Origin of the sequence: Dactylosporangium darangshiense, assembly GCF_039537565.1 — a bacterium.
Classification (GTDB): Bacteria; Actinomycetota; Actinomycetes; order Mycobacteriales; family Micromonosporaceae; genus Dactylosporangium; species Dactylosporangium darangshiense.
Genome location: NZ_BAABAT010000034.1, coordinates 99,640 through 118,269, shown reverse-complemented (window position 1 = coordinate 118,269; position 18,630 = coordinate 99,640). Strand labels below are relative to the sequence as shown.

General features: G+C 71.5%; 14 protein-coding genes and 1 rRNA gene. 8 read left to right on the top strand and 7 right to left on the bottom strand.

The window, feature by feature from the left end; genetic code table 11:
• Positions 1 to 3: 3 nt before the first annotated feature.
• Positions 4 to 120, top strand: a 5S ribosomal RNA gene (gene rrf, locus ABD901_RS41520).
• Positions 121 to 386: 266 nt separating this feature from the next.
• Here rrf and ABD901_RS41515 read toward each other — a convergent pair.
• Both ABD901_RS41515 and ABD901_RS41510 read right to left on the bottom strand, forming a co-directional pair.
• The gene (locus ABD901_RS41515; RefSeq protein ID WP_345136163.1) at positions 387 to 1,022 is read right to left on the bottom strand and encodes a hypothetical protein; all 636 of its coding nucleotides are present in this window, start codon (positions 1,020 to 1,022) and stop codon (positions 387 to 389) included.
• Between the two features lie 78 nt (positions 1,023 to 1,100).
• A complete protein-coding gene (locus tag ABD901_RS41510) occupies positions 1,101 to 2,048 on the bottom strand; it encodes a hypothetical protein (protein ID WP_345136161.1) in 948 nt (315 codons plus the stop codon).
• 73 nt (positions 2,049 to 2,121) lie between these two features.
• Here ABD901_RS41510 and ABD901_RS41505 point away from each other — a divergent pair, with 73 nt between their 5' ends.
• Genes ABD901_RS41505 through ABD901_RS41490 form a run of 4 tightly spaced genes read left to right on the top strand, consistent with a single transcriptional unit; the run spans position 2,122 to position 7,395 of the window.
• Positions 2,122 to 4,743 carry a valine--tRNA ligase gene (locus ABD901_RS41505; protein WP_345136159.1) on the top strand — a complete coding sequence of 874 codons (2,622 nt, stop codon included), beginning with the start codon at positions 2,122 to 2,124 and terminating at the stop codon, positions 4,741 to 4,743.
• Between the two features lie 53 nt (positions 4,744 to 4,796).
• On the top strand, positions 4,797 to 6,065 hold the full coding sequence (locus ABD901_RS41500) for a bifunctional folylpolyglutamate synthase/dihydrofolate synthase (RefSeq protein WP_345136170.1): 1,269 nt from the start codon (positions 4,797 to 4,799) through the stop codon (positions 6,063 to 6,065).
• Complete coding sequence (locus tag ABD901_RS41495) at positions 6,062 to 6,418, top strand: DUF4233 domain-containing protein (protein WP_345136157.1); 357 nt, start codon at positions 6,062 to 6,064, stop codon at positions 6,416 to 6,418. The genes ABD901_RS41500 and ABD901_RS41495 overlap by 4 nt, the downstream gene beginning before the upstream one ends.
• Positions 6,418 to 7,395 (top strand): helix-turn-helix transcriptional regulator, encoded by a 978-nt coding sequence (locus ABD901_RS41490; RefSeq protein WP_345136155.1) that lies wholly within the window; start codon positions 6,418 to 6,420, stop codon positions 7,393 to 7,395. The genes ABD901_RS41495 and ABD901_RS41490 overlap by 1 nt, the downstream gene beginning before the upstream one ends.
• Here the strand turns inward: ABD901_RS41490 and ABD901_RS41485 are convergent.
• A complete protein-coding gene (locus ABD901_RS41485) occupies positions 7,384 to 9,807 on the bottom strand; it encodes a VOC family protein (RefSeq protein WP_345136153.1) in 2,424 nt (807 codons plus the stop codon). The two genes, ABD901_RS41490 and ABD901_RS41485, sit on opposite strands and share 12 nt — an antisense overlap.
• Before the next feature lie 104 nt (positions 9,808 to 9,911).
• Between ABD901_RS41485 and ndk the strand changes: the two genes are divergently transcribed.
• Positions 9,912 to 10,358: a nucleoside-diphosphate kinase gene (gene ndk, locus ABD901_RS41480; protein WP_380138076.1), complete on the top strand. Its 447-nt coding sequence runs from the start codon at positions 9,912 to 9,914 to the stop codon at positions 10,356 to 10,358.
• 93 nt (positions 10,359 to 10,451) lie between these two features.
• Here the strand turns inward: ndk and ABD901_RS41475 are convergent, their stop codons facing one another.
• From ABD901_RS41475 to ABD901_RS41465, 3 genes are all read right to left on the bottom strand, one after another.
• Positions 10,452 to 11,126, bottom strand: coding sequence for a lysophospholipid acyltransferase family protein (locus tag ABD901_RS41475; RefSeq protein ID WP_345136150.1), 675 nt, complete (start codon positions 11,124 to 11,126; stop codon positions 10,452 to 10,454).
• Between the two features lie 267 nt (positions 11,127 to 11,393).
• Positions 11,394 to 12,236, bottom strand: a complete 843-nt coding sequence (locus ABD901_RS41470) for an EamA family transporter (RefSeq protein WP_345136149.1) — start codon at positions 12,234 to 12,236, stop codon at positions 11,394 to 11,396.
• Positions 12,237 to 12,318: 82 nt separating this feature from the next.
• On the bottom strand, positions 12,319 to 12,963 hold the full coding sequence (locus ABD901_RS41465) for a B3/B4 domain-containing protein (protein WP_345136148.1): 645 nt from the start codon (positions 12,961 to 12,963) through the stop codon (positions 12,319 to 12,321).
• Between the two features lie 26 nt (positions 12,964 to 12,989).
• Between ABD901_RS41465 and ABD901_RS41460 the strand changes: the two genes are divergently transcribed.
• Positions 12,990 to 13,595 carry a helix-turn-helix domain-containing protein gene (locus ABD901_RS41460; RefSeq protein WP_345136147.1) on the top strand — a complete coding sequence of 202 codons (606 nt, stop codon included), beginning with the start codon at positions 12,990 to 12,992 and terminating at the stop codon, positions 13,593 to 13,595.
• Here the strand turns inward: ABD901_RS41460 and ileS are convergent.
• Complete coding sequence (gene ileS / locus ABD901_RS41455) at positions 13,592 to 16,702, bottom strand: isoleucine--tRNA ligase (RefSeq protein WP_345136145.1); 3,111 nt, start codon at positions 16,700 to 16,702, stop codon at positions 13,592 to 13,594. The two genes, ABD901_RS41460 and ileS, sit on opposite strands and share 4 nt — an antisense overlap.
• Before the next feature lie 377 nt (positions 16,703 to 17,079).
• Between ileS and ABD901_RS41450 the strand changes: the two genes are divergently transcribed.
• Positions 17,080 to 18,600, top strand: coding sequence for a chitinase (locus ABD901_RS41450; RefSeq protein WP_345136143.1), 1,521 nt, complete (start codon positions 17,080 to 17,082; stop codon positions 18,598 to 18,600).
• Positions 18,601 to 18,630: the final 30 nt, after the last annotated feature.

Sequence of the window (18,630 nt, the reverse complement as noted above, 5' to 3'; positions counted from 1 at the left end):
TGTTACGGCGGCCATAGCGGAGGGGAAACGCCCGGTCCCATTCCGAACCCGGAAGCTAAGCCCTCCAGCGCCGATGGTACTGCACCCGAGAGAGTGTGGGAGAGTAGGACGCCGCCGGACAAATTTTCGCTCAGGGCCCCACCATCCGGTGGGGCCCTGACGCATTTCCGGGGACACACTCGTCGAGTCCGGGTCGTGCTCCGTGAGGGCGCCGGCGACGTTTTGTTTCCGCGATCATGCGAATTCCGCTGCGGAGCCGGCCGGTTTCGCAGCAACGCGGAAACAAGACGTACCCCCTTGTACATTATGTTTCCGCGATCATGGAAAACGGGCCCGCGACGGGCGCGAAAGAGCATGATCGCGGAAACATAATGCTGCGAAGCGGGTCAGTTGCGGTGTTCTACCGCTGTGCGGAGCTCCAGCATGGCCTTGGCGGAATCCGCGACCGAGCGCTCGGAGAACAGGGCGACGCCTAGAGAGCCGTTGTCGGACCAGCCGCAGACGGACAGGTCGGCGTCGTCGACCTTGGTGACGCCGCAGCGCATGGTGCCGCCCAGGGAGCCGGCGTCGACGTCGTGCACGTCGCGGACGCCACCCTTGTCGTCGCTCACCACGTCGAAAGCGGACTTCAGGCTGTCGTCGGGCTTCCAGATGCGGGCGGTGCCGGCCACGAGGATCGCGTCGGTCTTGCCGTCGTGGTAGATCAGGCCGCGGCTCTGGTCGAGGCTGACCTTGGTGGCGATGGCGTCGCGGATGTACTCGGCGGCGTCCTTGGCGGCATCGCTGGTGTCCAGCGTGAAGTTGCCGACCTTCGCGGGGGAGTCGACGGTGGTGTCGCTCTGGCCGAGCACACGCACCATCGTCGGGCCGTAGATGACGCCGGAGACCACGACCGCCAGGCCGGCGGCGGCCGCTGCGATCAGCGCGAAGCGCTTGAGGGGGATGCCGGAGCCCGCCGCAGGGGCCTCGTGGGGCTCATCCTCGTAGTACAGGCCGGCGGGACCGCCGTCGGGGTCGACCACCGGCGCACTGTAGCAGCGAAACCTTCATGTTCGCTGCGCAGGCGCCGGTGGGCGGGGTCGTTCCCGGCGAGGCGGGGGCTAGCGCTTGACGACCGCCTCGCGGATCTGCACGAAGAGGGGTGCGGACTCGTCGGCGGTGCGAGAGAAGAACAGGACCAGGCCGATGCTGCCGTGGTCGGCCCAGACGCACATCGCGAACGTCGTCTTGTCGGAGTCCGAGCCGGCCTCGCCGTCGGCGCACTTCACGGTGCCGCCGAGCGAACCCGCGTCGTACACGCGGGCGGTGCCGACGTCACGCTGGCCCGAGCCGCCGGTGCTGAAGCCGGTGAACGCGCTGTCGGCCTCCGAGCCGGGCGAGAGGAACGTGCCGGTCGCGGCGGCGAGCACGACGACCTTCTCGACGTCGTCGTCGGTCGTGTAGACGCCCGTGGCCACCTCGTTGAGGTCCTCCGTGCCGTCGCGCAGCGCCGTCTCGAGCGTGTCCTCGAGCTGGCCGGCGGCGTCGGTGTCGGACTTCTTGAGGCCGCCGGGCAGGGTCGCCGGCGCGCTGACGTGGGCGGTCTCCTTGATATACGGGTAGAGGAAGACCGTGGTGGCGATGGCGCAGACCAGGAACACGCCGCCGATCACGCTCAGGGTGATCTTGAGGCCCTTCCCCTTCTTGGGGGGAGCGGGGGGCGGCAGGGGCGCGGCCGGCGTGAAGGCGGGCGGCGGCGCGGACACCGGCTGATAGGCGTGCGGCTGCGCGGACACCGGATAGGCCGGCGCGGGCTGCGCCCGATAACCGGACTGGGCCGGAAAGCCCGGCTGGGTGCCGTGACCGGGCTGGGCCGGATAGCCCGGCTGGGTGCCATGACCGGACTGGGCGGGACTGCCGGGCTGGGCGCCGTAACCGGATTGGGCGGGATTGCCGGGCTGCGCCGAAGGCGGTGGGGGCGTGCCGAACTCCGGAGCCAGGTCGTACGACACCGGCTGGAACGGCTCGGAGCGCGGCTCGTCATCCGGGTTGTGCGGCGGGTAGGTCACCGTCGATCAGTCTCCTGAGTGAAGGGGCAATGGCGAGCGTAGACCCCCTGTGCGACAGTTCTAGACTTTGCCTGTGACGGATACTCCACGCGCGGCGCAGGCAACAACGGCGCTCCCGGCTCAGTATGCCCCCGCCGATGTCGAGCAGCGGCGGTACGAGCAATGGGTAGCCGACGGCCTGTTCAAGGCGGACGCGAGCAGCGACAAGCCGCCGTTCTCGATCGTATTGCCGCCGCCGAACGTCACCGGGTCGCTGCACATCGGGCATGCCCTGGACCACTCGGTGCAGGACGCGCTGACCCGCCGCAAGCGGATGCAGGGGTACGAGACGCTCTGGCTCCCGGGCATGGACCACGCCGGCATCGCCACGCAGAACGTGGTCGAGCGGCAGCTGGCCACCGACGGGGTGTCGCGGCACGACCTCGGCCGCGAGGCGTTCGTCGAGCGCGTCTGGCAGTGGAAGGCCGAGTCCGGCGGCAAGATCCTCGGGCAGATGACCCGGCTCGGCGACTCCGTCGACTGGAGCCGCGAGCGGTTCACCATGGACGACGGGCTGTCCCGCGCCGTGCTCACGATCTTCAAGCGGCTCTTCGACGACGGGCTCATCTACCGGGCCGAGCGCATCATCAACTGGTGCCCGCGCTGCCTGACGGCGCTGAGCGACATCGAGGTCGAGCACTCCGACGACGACGGCGAGCTGGTCTCGATCCGCTACGGCGACGGCGACAACGCGATCGTGGTCGCCACGACCCGGGCCGAGACGATGCTGGGCGACACCGCGGTGGCGGTGCACCCCGACGACGAGCGGTACAAGCACCTGGTCGGCACCGAGGTCGAACTGCCGCTCACCGGGCGGCGCATCCCGATCGTCGCCGACGCGCACGTCGACCCGGCGTTCGGCACCGGCGCGGTCAAGGTGACCCCGGCGCACGACCCCAACGACTTCGAGATCGGCCAGCGCCACGACCTGCCGAGCCTGACGATCATGGACGACCACGGCGTCATCACCGTGCACGGGCCGTTCCTGGGCCTGGACCGCTTCGAGGCCCGGCCGGCGGTCGTCGGCGCGCTGCGCGCCGAGGGGCGCATCGTGGCCGAGAAGCGGCCGTATATGCACGCCGTCGGGCACTGCCAGCGGTGCAACACCACCGTCGAGCCGCGGCTGTCGCTGCAGTGGTTCGTGCGGACCGAGCCGCTGGCCAAGGCGGCCGGCGACGCGGTGCGCGACGGGCGGGTGCGGGTCGAGCCGCCGGAGCTCACGAAGCGGTACTTCGGCTGGGTCGACAACATGCACGACTGGTGCATCTCGCGGCAGCTGTGGTGGGGCCACCGGATCCCGGTGTGGTACGGGCCGAACGGCGAGGTCGTGTGCGTCGGCCCGGACGACGAGGTGCCGGCCGGCGAGGGCTGGGTGCAGGACGCCGACGTGCTGGACACCTGGTTCAGCTCGGCGCTGTGGCCGTTCTCGACGCTCGGCTGGCCCGACGAGACGCCTGATCTCGCCAAGTTCTATCCGACGAGCGTGCTCGTCACGGGGTACGACATCCTGTTCTTCTGGGTTGCCCGGATGATGATGTTCGGCCTGTACGCGATGGACGGCCGCCAGCCCTTTGACGTGGTCATGCTCCACGGCATGGTCCGTGACCAGTACGGCAAGAAGATGTCGAAGTCCTTCGGCAACGTCGTGGACCCGCTGGACTGGATCGAGCGCTTCGGCGCCGACGCGACCCGCTTCACGCTGCTGCGCGGGGCGAACCCGGGCGCGGACGTGCCGGTCAGCGAGGAGTGGGTCCAGGGCGCGCGCAACTTCGCCAACAAGCTGTGGAACGCGACGCGCTACGGGCTGTCCAACGGCGCCACGGTCGAGGGCGACCTGGCCACCGAGGGGCTGAGCACCGTCGACCGCTGGATCCTGTCCCGCCTGCAGCACGTCATCGGCGAGGTGGACCAGCAGTTCGAGGCGTTCGAGCTGGCGAAGGTGTGCGACACGCTGTACCACTTCGCGTGGGACGACGTCTGCGACTGGTACCTCGAGCTCACCAAGCCGGTGCTCACCGGCGACGACGAGGAGGCCAAGGCGCGCACCCGGCGGGTGCTCGGCCACGTGCTGGAGAGCCTGCAGCGGCTGCTGCACCCGATCATGCCGTTCGTGACCGAGGAGCTGTGGACGACGCTCACCGGCGCGCCGACCGTCGTGCGGGCCGAGTGGCCGACCGCGGACAAGGAGCTCGTCGACGACCCGGCCGAGGGCGAGGTGGAGAACCTCCAGCGGGTCGTCACCGAGGTCCGCCGGTTCCGCGCCGACCAGGGCGTCAAGCCGGCCCAGCGGGTCGTCGCGCGCCTCGACGGGCTCGAGGGCGCCGGGCTGGCGGCGCACGAGTCGCTGATCCGCTCGCTGGTCCGGCTCGACGCCGCCGGAGGCGACTTCGCGGCGACGGCGACGCTGGCCGTCGGCGTCGGGGTCACCGTGGCGCTGGACACCCGCGGCGCGATCGACGTCGGCGCCGAGCGGGCGCGGCTGACCAAGGACAAGGCCGCGGCGGAGAAGGAGGCCGAGCAGTGCCGGGCCAAGCTCGGCAACCCGGCCTTCACCGACAAGGCTCCCGAGGCGGTGGTGGCGAAGATCCGCCAGCGGCTCGAGGCCGCCGAGGCGGACCTGACCCGCATCGCCGCCCAGCTGGACGCGCTGCAGTGACCAGGTCGTTTTCCGAGGTCGACCAGGAGCTGAACGCCCGCGGGTTCACCCGCATGGTGTTCGACCTGGCGCGCATCGAGGGGCTGCTCGACTCGCTCGGCAGCCCCCAGCGGGCCTACCCGGCGATCCACCTCACCGGCACCAACGGCAAGACGTCCACGGCGCGGATGATCGACGGGCTGCTGCGGGCGCACGGGCTGCGCACCGGGCGATACACCAGCCCGCACCTGCAGAGCATCACCGAGCGGATCAGCATCGAGGGCGAGCCGATCAGCGAGGAGAAGTTCGTCGAGGTGTACGAGGAGGTGGCGCCGCTGGCCGAGTATCTCGACGCGCGCAACGACGCCCCGCTGACGTACTTCGACATGACCACCGCGATGGCCTTCGCCGCCTTCGCGGATGCGCCCGTCGACGTGGCCGTGGTCGAGGTCGGCCTCGGCGGCGCGGACGACTCGACCAACGTGCTGCAGGCGCAGACCACGGTCATCACGCCGATCGGCCTGGACCACACCGAGTGGCTGGGCGACACGATCGAGGAGATCGCGTGGGCCAAGGCCGGCATCGTGCACAAGGGCTCGACGCTGATCTGCGCGCTGCAGCCCGATGAGGCGATGCGCCCGATCCTGGAGCGCTGCGCCGAGGTCGGCGCGACCGTGGCCCGGGAGGGGCGCGAGTTCGGCGTCGTGCACCGCGACCTCGCCGTCGGCGGGCAGGTGCTGACGCTGCAGGGGCTCTCCGGTGTGTACGAGGGGATCTTCCTGCCCCTGCACGGCGAGCACCAGGCGCAGAACGCGGCCATCGCGCTCGCCGCCGTCGAGGCGTTCCTGGGCGCGGGTGCGGAGCGGGCGCTCAGCCCGGAGGCGGTCCGCGAGGGCTTCGCCGGCGCCACCTCGCCCGGCCGGCTCGAGCGCATCCGCAACTCGCCGCCGATCCTGCTCGACGCCGCGCACAACGCGCACGGCATGGCGGCCACGGTGCGGGCGCTCAACGAGGAGTTCGCGTTCAGCGGGCTCGTCGCCGTCGTCGCCGCGCTGGCCGACAAGGACGTCGAGGGCATGCTCGAGCTGCTGGAGCCGATCACCGAGAGCATCGTGGTGACCCGCAACAGCTCGCCGCGGGCCATGTCGGCCGCGCAGCTCGGCCTGCTCGCCGAGGAGCTGTTCGGGGGCGACCGGGTTCATGTGGTACCAAACCTGCCTGACGCCATCGACGCGGCCGTGACGCTCGCCGAGTCCGACAATGCCGTGCCCGGCACCGTCGGCATCCTCATCACCGGCTCGGTCGTGACCGTCGCCGACGCCCGCGGGCTGCTGAAGCGATGAGCGCGCCGGCCGGACTGAAGAACCCTGCGGGCGCCGTGCGCGGCATGGGCGCCGGCGGGCTGGTCGTCGAGGGCCTCGTGCTGCTGCTGGCGCTGCTGCCGCTGGCGAAGCTCGGCCACGGCGACAACGCGGCCGCGATGTGGGTGTGCGGCGTTCTCGCCGTCGTGTGCTTCGCGCTGTGCGGGCTGCTGAAGCACTCGTGGGCGTGGATCGCCGCGCTGCTCGTGCAGGTCGTGCTGCTCGCCGGCGGGTTCCTGCACTGGTCGCTGCTGGCGCTCGGCGTCGTGTTCGGGCCGGCCTGGGTCTACGTGTTGTACGTACGGCGCTCGGTCTACGCGAACAAGCCCGACTGATGCGCGCGAGCCGGCTCCTGTCGACGTTGCTGCTGTTGCAGACCCGGGGCCGGCTCACCGCGCAGCAGATCGCCGACGAGCTCGAGGTCTCGGTGCGCACGGTGTACCGCGACATCGAGGCCCTGTCCGCCTCCGGCGTGCCCGTCTACGCCGACCGCGGCCCGACCGGCGGGTTCGCGCTCCTCGACGGGTACCGCACCAGCCTCACCGGGCTCACCACCGACGAGGCCGCCGCGCTCTTCCTCAACGGCAGCGGCGCCACCGCGGGCGACCTCGGGCTCGGCCCGACGCTGGAGGCGGCGCGCCTCAAGCTGCTGGCCGCGCTGCCCGCCGAACAGCGCTCGATGGCCGGGCGCATCCAGGAGCGCGTCCACGTCGACGCGCCCGGGTGGTTCCGGGACCCGGAGGCGCCGCCGCACCTCGATGCCGTGGCGGGCGCGCTGTGGGAGCAGCGACGGATTTGGATGCGGTACCGCAAATGGGACCGGACCCTCGTCGAGCGCACGGTCGATCCGCTCGGCCTGGTGCTCAAGGGCACCGCGTGGTACTTGGTCGCGCGGGGCCGATCGCGGGTCAACGGCTACCGGATCTCCCGCGTCGAGGAGCTCACCGTGCTCGACGAGACGTTCGAGCGCCCCGGCGACTTCGATCTGCGGCGGTACTGGCTGGAGTGGTCCGACCGGCTGCAGCAGACGCTCTACAGCGGCGGTTTCGCGACGGTACGCCTCTCGCCGCGCGCCGCCTCGCTGTGGTGGATGCTCGGCCCCGTTGCGGAGCGGGCGCGCCGGGAGAGCGGCGCGCCCGACCCGGAGCTGGACGGGTGGACGCGGGTGGTCCTGCCGATCGAGACGTTCGAGCACGCGCGGATCGACCTCGGCCGGTTCGGCCCGGACGTCGAGGTGCTCGACCCGCCGGACCTGCGCGCGCTGATGCGCGCGCAGGTTGAGGAGACGTTGCGGCGCTACCTAGCGCCGTAGTTCCCAGCGGGTCAGGGCGATCGCGTGGCCGTCGGGGTCGCGGAACGTCGCCGAGCACAGCTCGAGCTGCTCGCCCTGCGGTACCGTCCGGGGCCGGTGCACGAAGTCGACGCCCTGCTCGCGGAGGCGCTCGTAGGCCTCGTAGACGTCGGGGACGTCGAGGTTGAGGTGCACCACGCGGCGGTCGACCGGCGGCATGTCGGCGACCCGGCGCAGCACGACCCGGGCCGTGCCGGTCTCCAGCACCGCGCTCGTCTCGCCGCTGTCGAGCTCGGTGAGGCCGAGCGTGTCGCGGTAGAAGCGGCGCGAGCGCTGCAGGTCGGACACGATGAGCGTGATGCTCACGCCGTTGACCCCGTCCAGCGGCATCGTCTGGCGCCGGGGCGCGGTCCCCAGGAAGTGCGCCACGGCGCCGTCGCTCAGCGGCTGCTCTTCGAGCTGGTCCTCCGGCGGCAGGTAGTGCTCGGTCGCGTACGGATCCGGCGTCACGGCCTCGTCATCGTCGTCGCCCGTCGGCGGGGCCGGACGCAGGATCGGCGGCGCGCTGTAGAGGCCCACGCCGACGGGCACCGGCCCACGCCCGTTCCCCGACCACGCCGAGCCGGTCGACGGGTGCTCGTCCTCGTCCTCTTCCGGTACGGGCGTTGCGGCGGCCGGCTCGTCGTCTTCCGGTTCGGGCGTCGCGGCGGCCGGCTCGTCGGCGAGCTCGCCCTCGATGATCGTCGGTTCCCGCTCGGCGCGCAGCGGCGGCTGCTCCGTCTCGCGATCCGTCGTCCACCACTCGACCTCGGGCTCCGGCGGGGCGGGCGGCGCGATGAGCGCGGCGCCGGCCTCGGGGATCGTGTACTCCTCCGGCGGCGTCTCGGTCACCGAGTCGGCCTCGGTCACATGCGTCAGCGGCTCCGGCTGCGGCCCGACCGTGGGCCCCGGCCCGACCATGGGTCCGGGCCCGACCGTGAACTCCGGCGCGACAACGGATTCCGGTCCGGCCGCGGACTCCGGCTCGGCCGCGGACTCCGGCTCGAACGTGGGCTCTGGTCCGAACGTGGGCCCCGGTCCGAACGTGGGCTCTGGTTCGAACGTGGGCTCCGGCTCGAACGTGGGCTCCGGCTCGGCGTCGGGTTGCGGGCGGGCGGGGCGGTTGCGGCGGACCCGGTCGTGTGTGCCGGTGCGCGGGTACGGGCTGGGGCGGCGGTGCGGGCTCGGCTTCGCGCTGGAGCGCAGCCGCATGATGATCGGCTCGTCCTCGTCGCCGATGATCGTCTGGCCGGCACCGCTGCCCAGCCCGGCCGGTTCGGCCGGTTCGGCCGCAGGCGGGGTCTCGGCCGGTTCGGCCGCGAGCGGGGCCTCGGCCTCTTCGGCGGGCGCCCCGGAGGTGGCGAAGGTGGCGCCCGAGCCGGCGCCGAGCGGCTCGGCGCTGAAGTGCGCGGGCTCGGCGGCCGCGTGGCGCGGGCGGCCGGGGCGGGCCGGGCGCCGGGCGGCGTCGGGGATCTGCTCGCCGGGCGCGGCCTCCTCGTCGTCCTCCTCCACGGGGGCCTTGGTCGCCGTCGCGGCCGCTGCGGACGGCGTCGCAGTTGCGGACGGGGTGGCTGTCGTGGACGGGGTGGCCGTTGCGGACGGCGTGGCCGTCGTTGACGGTGTCGCCGTCGTGGATGGCGTGGCCGTTGCGGACGGCGTGGCCGTTGCGGACGGCGTCGCCTGCGCGATCGGCGCGGCCTTGGTGTGCGTGGGCGCGACCGCGGTGGCGGTGCGGGCGCCGCCGCCGGACGTGGCGCCGACCGGCTCGTCGATGCCGGCGTCGATCGGCGGCAGGTTCGAAAGCGTCGGGGTGTTGTCGGGCGGGAGCAGGTCGCCGTAGGCGTCGTCGGACGGGCGGCCGTAGTCGTCGCCGTCGAGGGTGTAGCTGTAGTCGTCGCCCAGGCCGCCGCCCTCGCCGCCGAGCGGGCCGCGCTGCTCGGCGAGGACGACCTCCTGGTGGGTCTGCACTCGATCCCACAGCACGTTGAACTTGCGCGGCGTGCCCTTGAGGACCTGCACCGGCAGCGTCGCGCCCGCCTCGGGCCACTTCTCCAGCGGGATCGCCGGGTCGATGCCGCTGACCGTGATCCCGCGGATGCCCGGCGCCGTGATGGTCACCTTGAGCCTTCCGCGCGCGGACCGTCCTTCCTGCGTCGGCCGGGGCGTGACGTCCTCGACGAGGGCGGCGCCCTGGACGTACACCCGGACCTTGTTCCGCGAGTTCAGGACCATGATCATGACGGGGCCGGCCGCGGCGACGACCACGCCGAGCGCGACCATGAGCGGCTCGCCCGCCCCCCATCCGCAGAAAGCCAGGAATCCGCCGATGAGTATCAGCAGGACAATGACCAGATTCCGGCTGTCGGACGATGACGCGCGGTTGCTGGACGGCAAGTCGACCTCCCCAGACGACTGACACCAGGCTATGCCCGATCTTCGCAGAAACGGAAGCCGGCGGCACCCACATGGGCCGCGCGTCGTGACGCTCGGTAGGCTCGATGCCAGTACCTGGGACTTCTTGGAGGAGTTACGTGTCGGAGCGCACGCTCGTACTCATCAAGCCCGACGCGGTTCGCCGCGGCCTGACGGGCGAGATCATCGGCCGGCTCGAGCGCAAGGGCCTGACCGTGGAGGCGATGACCCTGCGCACGATGGACGTGGCGCTGGCCGACCAGCACTACGCCGAGCACGTCGAGCGCCCCTACTACCCGGCGCTGCGTGACTTCATGATCGGCGGCCCGCTCGTGTCGCTGGTGGTCTCCGGCGACGAGGCCATCACGGTGGTACGCACCCTGATCGGCGCCACGGACGGCCGGAAGGCCGCCCCGGGCAGCATCCGCGGCGACCTCTCCCTGTCGAACCGGGAAAACCTGGTGCACGCCTCCGACTCGCCGGACAGCGCGAAGCGCGAGATCGGCCTCTGGTTCCCGGAGTTCGCCCTCTAGCTCGCCGCTCACTACGCACGCCGCCGTCCCCCGCGGTTCGGGACGGCGGCGTTTTCCGACCCCGGCACTTTCGATCTGCCGAAGGCCGGGCGGTCAGTCTGCCGAGTCGGTGGGGAGCTGGTCGGGGCGCTTCGGGGCGTAGCGGCCGACGTACTCCTGGCCGGTGAGCTGCTGGATCGCGTTCATGAGCTTGAGCGTGACCTCGCGCAGTGCGCGGCTGTCGACCTCGCCGCCGCCCTGCCACTGGCTCAGGTCGAGCGGCTCGCCGATGCGGACCTCGACCTTCGGGCCCAGCTTCGGCAGCGACGCGCCGACCGGCATGACCTGGTCGAAGCCCATCAGGCCGACGGGGATGATCGGGGCGGGGGCGTCCAGGGCGAGCTTGGCCACGCCGGGGCGGCCGCGGTAGAGGCGGCCGTCGGTGGAGCGGGTGCCCTCGGGGAAGATGCCCAGCACGTGGCCGTCGCGCAGCACCGGCAGCGCGGCGTCGAGCGCCATCAGGCTGGCCCGGCCGCCGGAGCGGTCCACCGGGATCTGGTTCAGGCCATACATGATGTTGCGCAGCGCCGCGCCCTTGACGCCGGGGCCGAGGAAGTACTGGTCCTTGGCGAGGAAGTAGACGTTGCGCGGCGCGATGGCGCCCATCATCACCGAGTCCAGGACGGACTGGTGGTTGCTCGCAAGGATCGCGGGGCCGGTCTTCGGGACATTGTCCAGACCGATGATCTTCGGGTGCCAGAAAAGTCGGACCAGGGGTGCCACGGTCATCTTGCCGACGGCATAGAGCGCGGACAAATGCCCTCCACCAGGCTCAACTCGACGCTGCCGCACACCCTACCGGCCCTGCAGCGCCGCGGCAGCCGGAGAGGTCACAAGGTGGGCAACACCACCCGCGAGCTCGGCGTCACGAGGCGACGAGGACCAATGCGGTCACGAGGCGACGAGGACCAGCGCGGTCACGAGGCGACGATGAATCAGCGCGGTCACGACGCGACGAGGACCAGCGCGGTCGCGGCGCGACGAGGACCAGTGCGGTCACGACGCGACGAGGACCAGCGCGGTCGCGGCGAGGCCGAGGCCGGCCAGCTGCACGGGCCGCAGGCGTTCGCGGTCGACGGCCATCGCCAGCAGCACCGTCGAGACCGGATACAGCGCGGCGATCGGCGCGATGATGGAGAGCTCGCCGCGGGCAACCGCCAGCACGTAGAGCGCGTTGGCGCTCATGTCCAGCAGCCCGGCCGCCAGCAGCCAGCGCCGGGACGCGCCCTCCGGCACGGCTGGGCGTGCGCCCGCGCGCAGGCGGCGCAGGAGCAGCGGTGCGCCGAGGGCGACCGCGGCGACCTGGGCGCCGGCGATCGGCCACAGGCCGGCGTGGTCCCCCGCACGCGACAGGCAGATGAAGAACAGGCCGAAGGCGGCGCCGGAGAGCAGGGCGAGCCCGACGAGCCGGGCGGTGACCGGGGCGCCGCTGCCGCCGGCCGCGCTCACCAGGCCGATCGCGGCGATCGCGCACGCGGCGCCGGTCAGCGCGAGGCCGCCGGGGCGCTCGCCGGTGGCCAGGCCGAACGCGACGGGCAGCAGGGCGGTGGTCACGGCGCTGATCGGGGCGACGACCGCCATCGCGCCGCCGGACAGGGCGCGGTAGAAGACGATCATGCCGAGCACGCCGAAGACGCCGGCGGTCGCGCCCCAGCCCAGCCCCCGCACTGTCAGCGTGCCGGGCACCATCAGCAGGTACAGCGCGAGCAGCGGGAGGCTCGCGGCCTTGGAGAGCACCACGACGACGATGGAGTCGGCGCGCTGGCTGGCCTTGCCGCCGGAGAAGTCGCCAACGCCCCAGACCAGGCCGGACAGCGCCGCGAGGACGATGCCGATCACGAAACTCCCCTGAAAGTTCGCATAACCGAAATGTCGGATATGTCCGTCACGAAGTGGCGGACATATCCGGGGTCGATGCCCTTCATGCGAGGCGATCGATTCGGATCGTGTCGGCGTCGAGCAGGCCGGCGAGCATCTCCGCGGCCGGGCGCAGGTCGATGTCGAGGCCCTCGAGCAGGAAGACGGCCGAGGTCGTCGCCTCGGTGAGCGCGGTGCGCCGGCCCTGGCGCCAGTTCCAGCGGCGGCAGGTCACGGCGACGTCGTCGCGCCAGACGACCTCGCCGGGCTCGGGCGACTCGACGACCGGTGCGCCGTCCTTGACGGTGTCGAAGGGCTCGTCGCCGGCGGCGCGGATCAGCCGCTCGGTGCCGGCCAAGGCGGCGCGGTCCTCGCCGCCGATGGGCACGGCGAAGCGGATGCTCACGGCGTTGTACGCATCGACGAGCCGGTTCACCGAGGGCACGTCGCCGCGGGCGGCGCGCTTGCGCAGGGCCTCGGCGGAGCACGGGGTGCGCTGCGGCTTGGCGCCGAATGCGCGGTAGACGTCCCGCCAGGCCTCCAGGTGCGGGTGCGGCGCGGTCAGGTCGCCGGCCGCGGCGACGGCGTCGCGCAGCAGGTCCGGGTCGCCGGGGCCGTTGCGCAGCCCGTCGGCGAGGACCGCGAACACGGTAGCCTCGTGGCCCACGGAGCGGCACAGGTCGAGTACATCGTCGGCAACGGCGAACATGCCATAGTCGTATCATAATAATGACCGTGAAGGAAAATATGTTGACCGACCGGGAGCGGGACGCGCAGGCCGCGATCGCGCGGCAGGTGAAGAGCCTGCGGCAGGGCCGGCGCTGGTCGCTCGACGAGCTGGCCAGCCGCTCGGGCGTCAGCAAAGGCATGCTCGTGCAGATCGAGGGCGCCCGCACCAACCCGAGCATCGGCACGCTGTGCCGGGTCGCCGAGTCGTTCGGTGTGAGCATCGGCCGGCTGCTGGAGACCGAGCCGGAGCCGGTCGTGAAGATCGTCGGGGCGGACGAGCCGGCCGTGCTGTGGCGCGGGCCGGACGGCGGCACCGGTCGGCTGCTGCGCGGGGTGAACGACCCGGCCTTCGTCGAGGTGTGGGAATGGCGGATGGCGCCGGGCGAGGATCACGACTCGGGCGATCACACCCCGCGCACCCGGGAGATCATTCACGTCCGCGAGGGCGAGCTGGAAGTCACCATTGACGTCACGAACTATGCGGTCAGGACCGGCGAGACCATCGACTTCACCGCGGACCGCCCCCACCGCTACCGGAACCCGGGAACGGCGGAGGCGGTCCTCACGATGGTGGTCGTCATGCCCCAAGGGGAGTACGACCGGCGGCGCTAGACGGGCGTCACGGTCACCTTCACGGCCTCGCCGTCGCCGACCTCGCCCGCGAAGCCCTCCACGAGGGTGCCCAGCTCGATCGAGTTGGCCAGGGTCTCGCCGGCCACGAACGCCGAGTGGACGGCGAGCGCCCCGGCGACCGAGGCCGGGCCGTCGACCACGACGACGATGCGGTCCGACACGTTGAGGTCGGCGTCGCGGCGCGCCTGCTGCACGACCCGGACCAGGTCGCGGGCCAGGCCCTCGGCCGCCAGCTCCGGCGTCACCGTGCTGTCGAGCACGACCACGCCCTCGCCGCCGGGCAGCGGCGCGGACTGCGTCGGGTCCGCGGCGACGAGCTTGAGGTCGTACTCGCCCTCCTGCAGTTCGACCCCGCCGGCCACGACGCCGTTCGCGGTCGAGCCCCAGTCGCCGGCCTTGACCGCCTTGATCACCTGCTGGACCTGCTTGCCGAGGCGCGGGCCGAGCACCCGCGGTACCAACGTCAGCACGCGCGTGCAGTGCGCCGCCACGTCGTCGGTGAACTCGACGGCCTTGACGTTGACCTCGTCGGCGATCAGCGCTGCGAATGGGCGCAGCGCCTCCGCCTGCGGCGTGGCCACCGTCAGCGTCTGCAGCGGCAGGCGCACCCGCAGGCCGCGGGCCTTGCGCAGCGACAGCGCCGCCGAGCACACGTCGCGCACGGCGTCCATGTTCGCCACGAGCTCGTGGTCGGCCGGGAACTGCGCCGCCGACGGCCAGTCCGTCAGGTGTACCGAACGCTCGCCCGTCAGCCCGCGGAAGATCTCCTCCGCGGTCAGCGGCGCGAGCGGCGCGACGACCTGCGTCAGCGTCGACAGCACCGTGTAGAGCGTGTCGAACGCGTCGTGGTCGCCGGACCAGAAGCGGTCCCGCGAGCGGCGGACGTACCAGTTGGTGAGCGCGTCGAGGTAGGAGCGCACGCTCGCGCACGCGCCGGACAGGTCGTAGGCGTCCATCTGCCGCTCGACGAGGGCCACCAGCTCGCCCGTCTTCGCCAGCACGTACCGGTCGAGCAGGTCGGCGCTGTCGGTCCGCCGCCGCGCGCTGTAGCCGTCGGCGTTGGCGTAGAGCGAGAAGAAGTACCACACGTTCCACAGCGGCAGCAGGACCTGCCGCACCGCGTCGCGGATGCCGACCTCGGTGACCGGCATGTCCCCGCCGCGCAGCACGGGCGAGGCGACCAGGAACCAGCGCATGGCGTCGGAGCCGTACTCGTCGAACACCCGGTACACGTCCGGGTAGTTGCGCAGGCTCTTGGACATCTTGCGCCCGTCCTCGCCCAGCAGGATGCCGTGGCTGACGCAGGTGTTGAACGCCGGGCGGTCGAACAGCGCCGTGGCCAGCACGTGCATGGTGTAGAACCAGCCGCGGGTCTGCCCGATGTACTCCACGATGAAGTCGCCCGGGTAGTGGTTCTCGAACCAGTCGGCGTTCTCGAACGGGTAGTGCACCTGCGCGAACGGCATCGAGCCGGACTCGAACCAGCAGTCCAGCACCTCCGGCACCCGGCGCATGACGGACTGCCCGGTCGGGTCGTCCGGGTTGGGCCGGGTCAGGTTGTCGATCTCGGGCCGGTGCAGGTCCGTCGGGCGCACCCCGAAGTCGCGCTCGAGCTCGTCCAGCGAGCCGTACACGTCGAGGCGCGGATACTGCGGATCGTCGGACTTCCACACCGGGATCGGCGAACCCCAGAACCGGTTCCGGCTGATCGACCAGTCGCGGGCGTTGGACAGCCACTTGCCGAACGAGCCGTCCTTGATGTGCTCCGGCGTCCAGGTGATCTGCTGGTTGAGCTCCACCATCCGGTCGCGCACGGCCGTCACCTGCACGAACCACGACGACACCGCCTTGTAGACCAGCGGGGTGTCGCAGCGCCAGCAGTGCGGGTAGGAGTGCGTGTACGAGTCGTGGCGCACGACCACGCCCGCGGCCTTGAGGTCGCGGATGACCGGCTTGTTGGCCTCGAAGACCTGCAGCCCCTGGTACGCCGGCACGAGCGACGTGAACCGGGTGTGCTCGTCGACGGTCACCACGGTCGGGATGTCGACGGACGCGCACGCGTTCTGGTCGTCCTCGCCGAAGGCCGGCGCCATGTGCACGACGCCGGTGCCGTCCTCGGTGGTGACGAAGTCGGCCCCGATGACCTGGAAGGCGTTCGGGGTGTCGGCGAGGAAGTCGAACAGGGGCGTGTACCGCCGGCCGACGAGCTCGGCGCCGCTCAGCGTGCCCACGCGGGTCGCGTTGGCCAGCTCCTTCTCGTAGGCGCCGACGCGCGAGTCGGCGAGGACGTAGCGCTGCCCGGCCTCCTCGAAGACCGCGTACTCGATCTCCGGCCCGACCGCGATGGCCAGGTTGGAGGGCAGGGTCCACGGCGTCGTCGTCCAGACCAGGATCTTCTCGCCGGTCTCCAGCGTGAACGCCACGGTCAGCGCGGGGTCCTGCCGGTCGCGGTAGACGTCGTCGTCCATGCGCAGCTCGGTGTTGGCCAGCGGGGTCTCGCAGCGCCAGCAGTACGCGAGCACCCGGAAGCCCTCGTAGACCAGGCCCTTGTCGTGCAGGGTCTTGAAGGCCCACATGACGCTTTCCATGTAGTCCAGGTCGAGCGTCTTGTAGTCGTTGGTGAAGTCGACCCAGCGGGCCTGGCGCGTGACGTACCGCTCCCAGTCGGCGGTGTAGCGCAGCACCGACTCCTTGGTGGCCGCGTTGAACTTGTCGACGCCGAGCTGGAGGATCTCGGCCTTCGTGGTGATGCCCAGCTGCTTCTCCGCCTCGACCTCGGCGGGCATGCCGTGGCAGTCCCAGCCGAAGCGGCGCTCGACGCGGAAGCCCTGCATGGTCTTGTACCGCGGCACGACGTCCTTCGCGTAGCCCGTCAGCAGATGGCCGTAGTGCGGCAGCCCGTTGGCGAACGGGGGACCGTCGTAGAACACGAACTCGTTCGACCCGTTGTCGCCGGCGGGGCGCTGCTCGACCGAGGCCGTGAACGTGCCGTCCTCGGACCAGTAGTCCAGGACCTCGCGCTCGACTTCGGGGAGGTTGGGGCTAGCCGGGACGCCGGTGCCCGTGCGGTGCATCGGGTAGGCCATCGGTGGTCGCTCTCCTCGCGTGGTCGGGTTGTCTCGACTCCACGCGGGGACGAAACGGTTGCCCGATCCGCGGTACCACCCCGCTTGCCGCCGAATGGGTGCGCTCGGCGGCCGCTCGTTGGCCGGCTGTCACGGGCCGGTACCCGTCCGGTTCTACTGGGCCAGCTCTCCCGGAAGGGAAAGCCGGCCGTTCTTCCGGAGGCTCGCCGGTGATGGCCGGGTCGACGCCTGTACCACTGAGGATAGCGCGCCGCCGGAAGCGGGTTTCGGCGGCGCCATAAGAAATAGTAAAGAAACCTTGACATTAATTTCCTGCGCGTGGAACGTGGACGACACGTCGACGCCCATCGACGTCACCCCCACCAGGAGCGCCCTTCATGCGTAGACGTCACGTCACCCTGCTCGCGGGGGCCGGCGCGGTGGCACTGACCCTCACCGGGGTCGTGCTCGCCATGCCCGCGTCCGCCGCCGAGCTGCTCAGCAACCCGGGCTTCGAGACCGGCTCCGCGTCCGGCTGGACCTGCGAGTCGGCGTCGGTCACGTCCGGCGCCGCGCACACCGGCACCTACAAGCTCGCGGGCACGCCCGGCGGCACGACCGCACAGTGCTCGCAGACGGTCTCCGTGCAACCGAACACGAAGTACACCCTGTCGGGGTACGTCAACGGCTCGTACGTCTTCATCGGCGTCACCGGCGGCGTCGACGCGAGCACCTGGACGCCGGGCACCAACGGCGGGTACTCGCAGCTCAGCGTTGCGTTCACCACCGGCGCGAGCCAGACCTCGGCGGTCGTCTACGTGCACGGCTGGTACGGCCAGCCGGCGTACACCGCCGACGACTTCTCGCTCAACGGCCCCGGCGGCACCCCGACGACGATCGAGCCGACGACGAAGTCCCCGTCGCCGTCGATCTCGCCGTCCCGCTCGGCCTCGCCGTCCGCCTCGCCGTCGAAGTCCCCGTCAACTTCGCCGTCGACCTCGCCCTCGACGCCGCCCGGGCCGCTGCCGAAGCACTTCCTGACCGGGTACTGGCAGGACTTCGTCAACCCGGCCACGCCGCTGCGGCTTCGCGACGTGCCGGCCGAGTACGACCTCATCGACGTGGCGTTCGCCGAGGCCACCTCCCAGCCGGGCGGGCTGGCCTTCGCGGTCGACTCCGGGCTGTCCTCCGCGCTGGGCGGCTACTCCGACGCCGACTTCAAGGCCGACATCGCCACCCTGCACTCGCGCGGCAAGAAGGTCATCCTCTCCGTCGGCGGCGAGGCGGGCCGGGTCAGCGTCGGCGACTCCACCGCCGCGACGAACTTCGCCAACAGCGCCTACTCGCTGATGCAGGCGTACGGCTTCGACGGCATCGACATCGACCTCGAGAACGGGCTCAACCCGACGTACATGGCCCAGGCCCTGCGCTCCCTGCGGACCAAGGCCGGCGCCAACCTCATCATCACGATGGCGCCGCAGACGATCGACATGCAGTCGACGGGCGGCAGCTACTTCGCCCTCGCGCTGAACATCAAGGACATCCTGACGGTCGTCTACACGCAGTACTACAACAGCGGCAGCATGCTCGGCTGCGACCAGATGCAGGCGTACTCGCAGGGCACGGTCAACTTCATGACCGCGCTGGCCTGCATCCAGCTGGAGAACGGGCTGCGCCCCGACCAGGTGGCCCTCGGCCTGCCGGCCGGTCCCGGCGCGGCCGGCGGCGGCGTCGTCTCACCGTCGCTGGTCAACCAGGCGCTGGACTGCCTGGCCGTCGGCACGAACTGCGGCACCTTCAAGCCGCCGCACACCTACCCCGGCATCCGCGGCGCGATGACCTGGTCGATCAACTGGGACGTCAAGAACGGCAACGGCTTCGCCAAGACGGTCGACCCGCACCTGGCGACGCTTCCGTAAGACGTAACCGAAGAGAGCTTTCCTCCACCA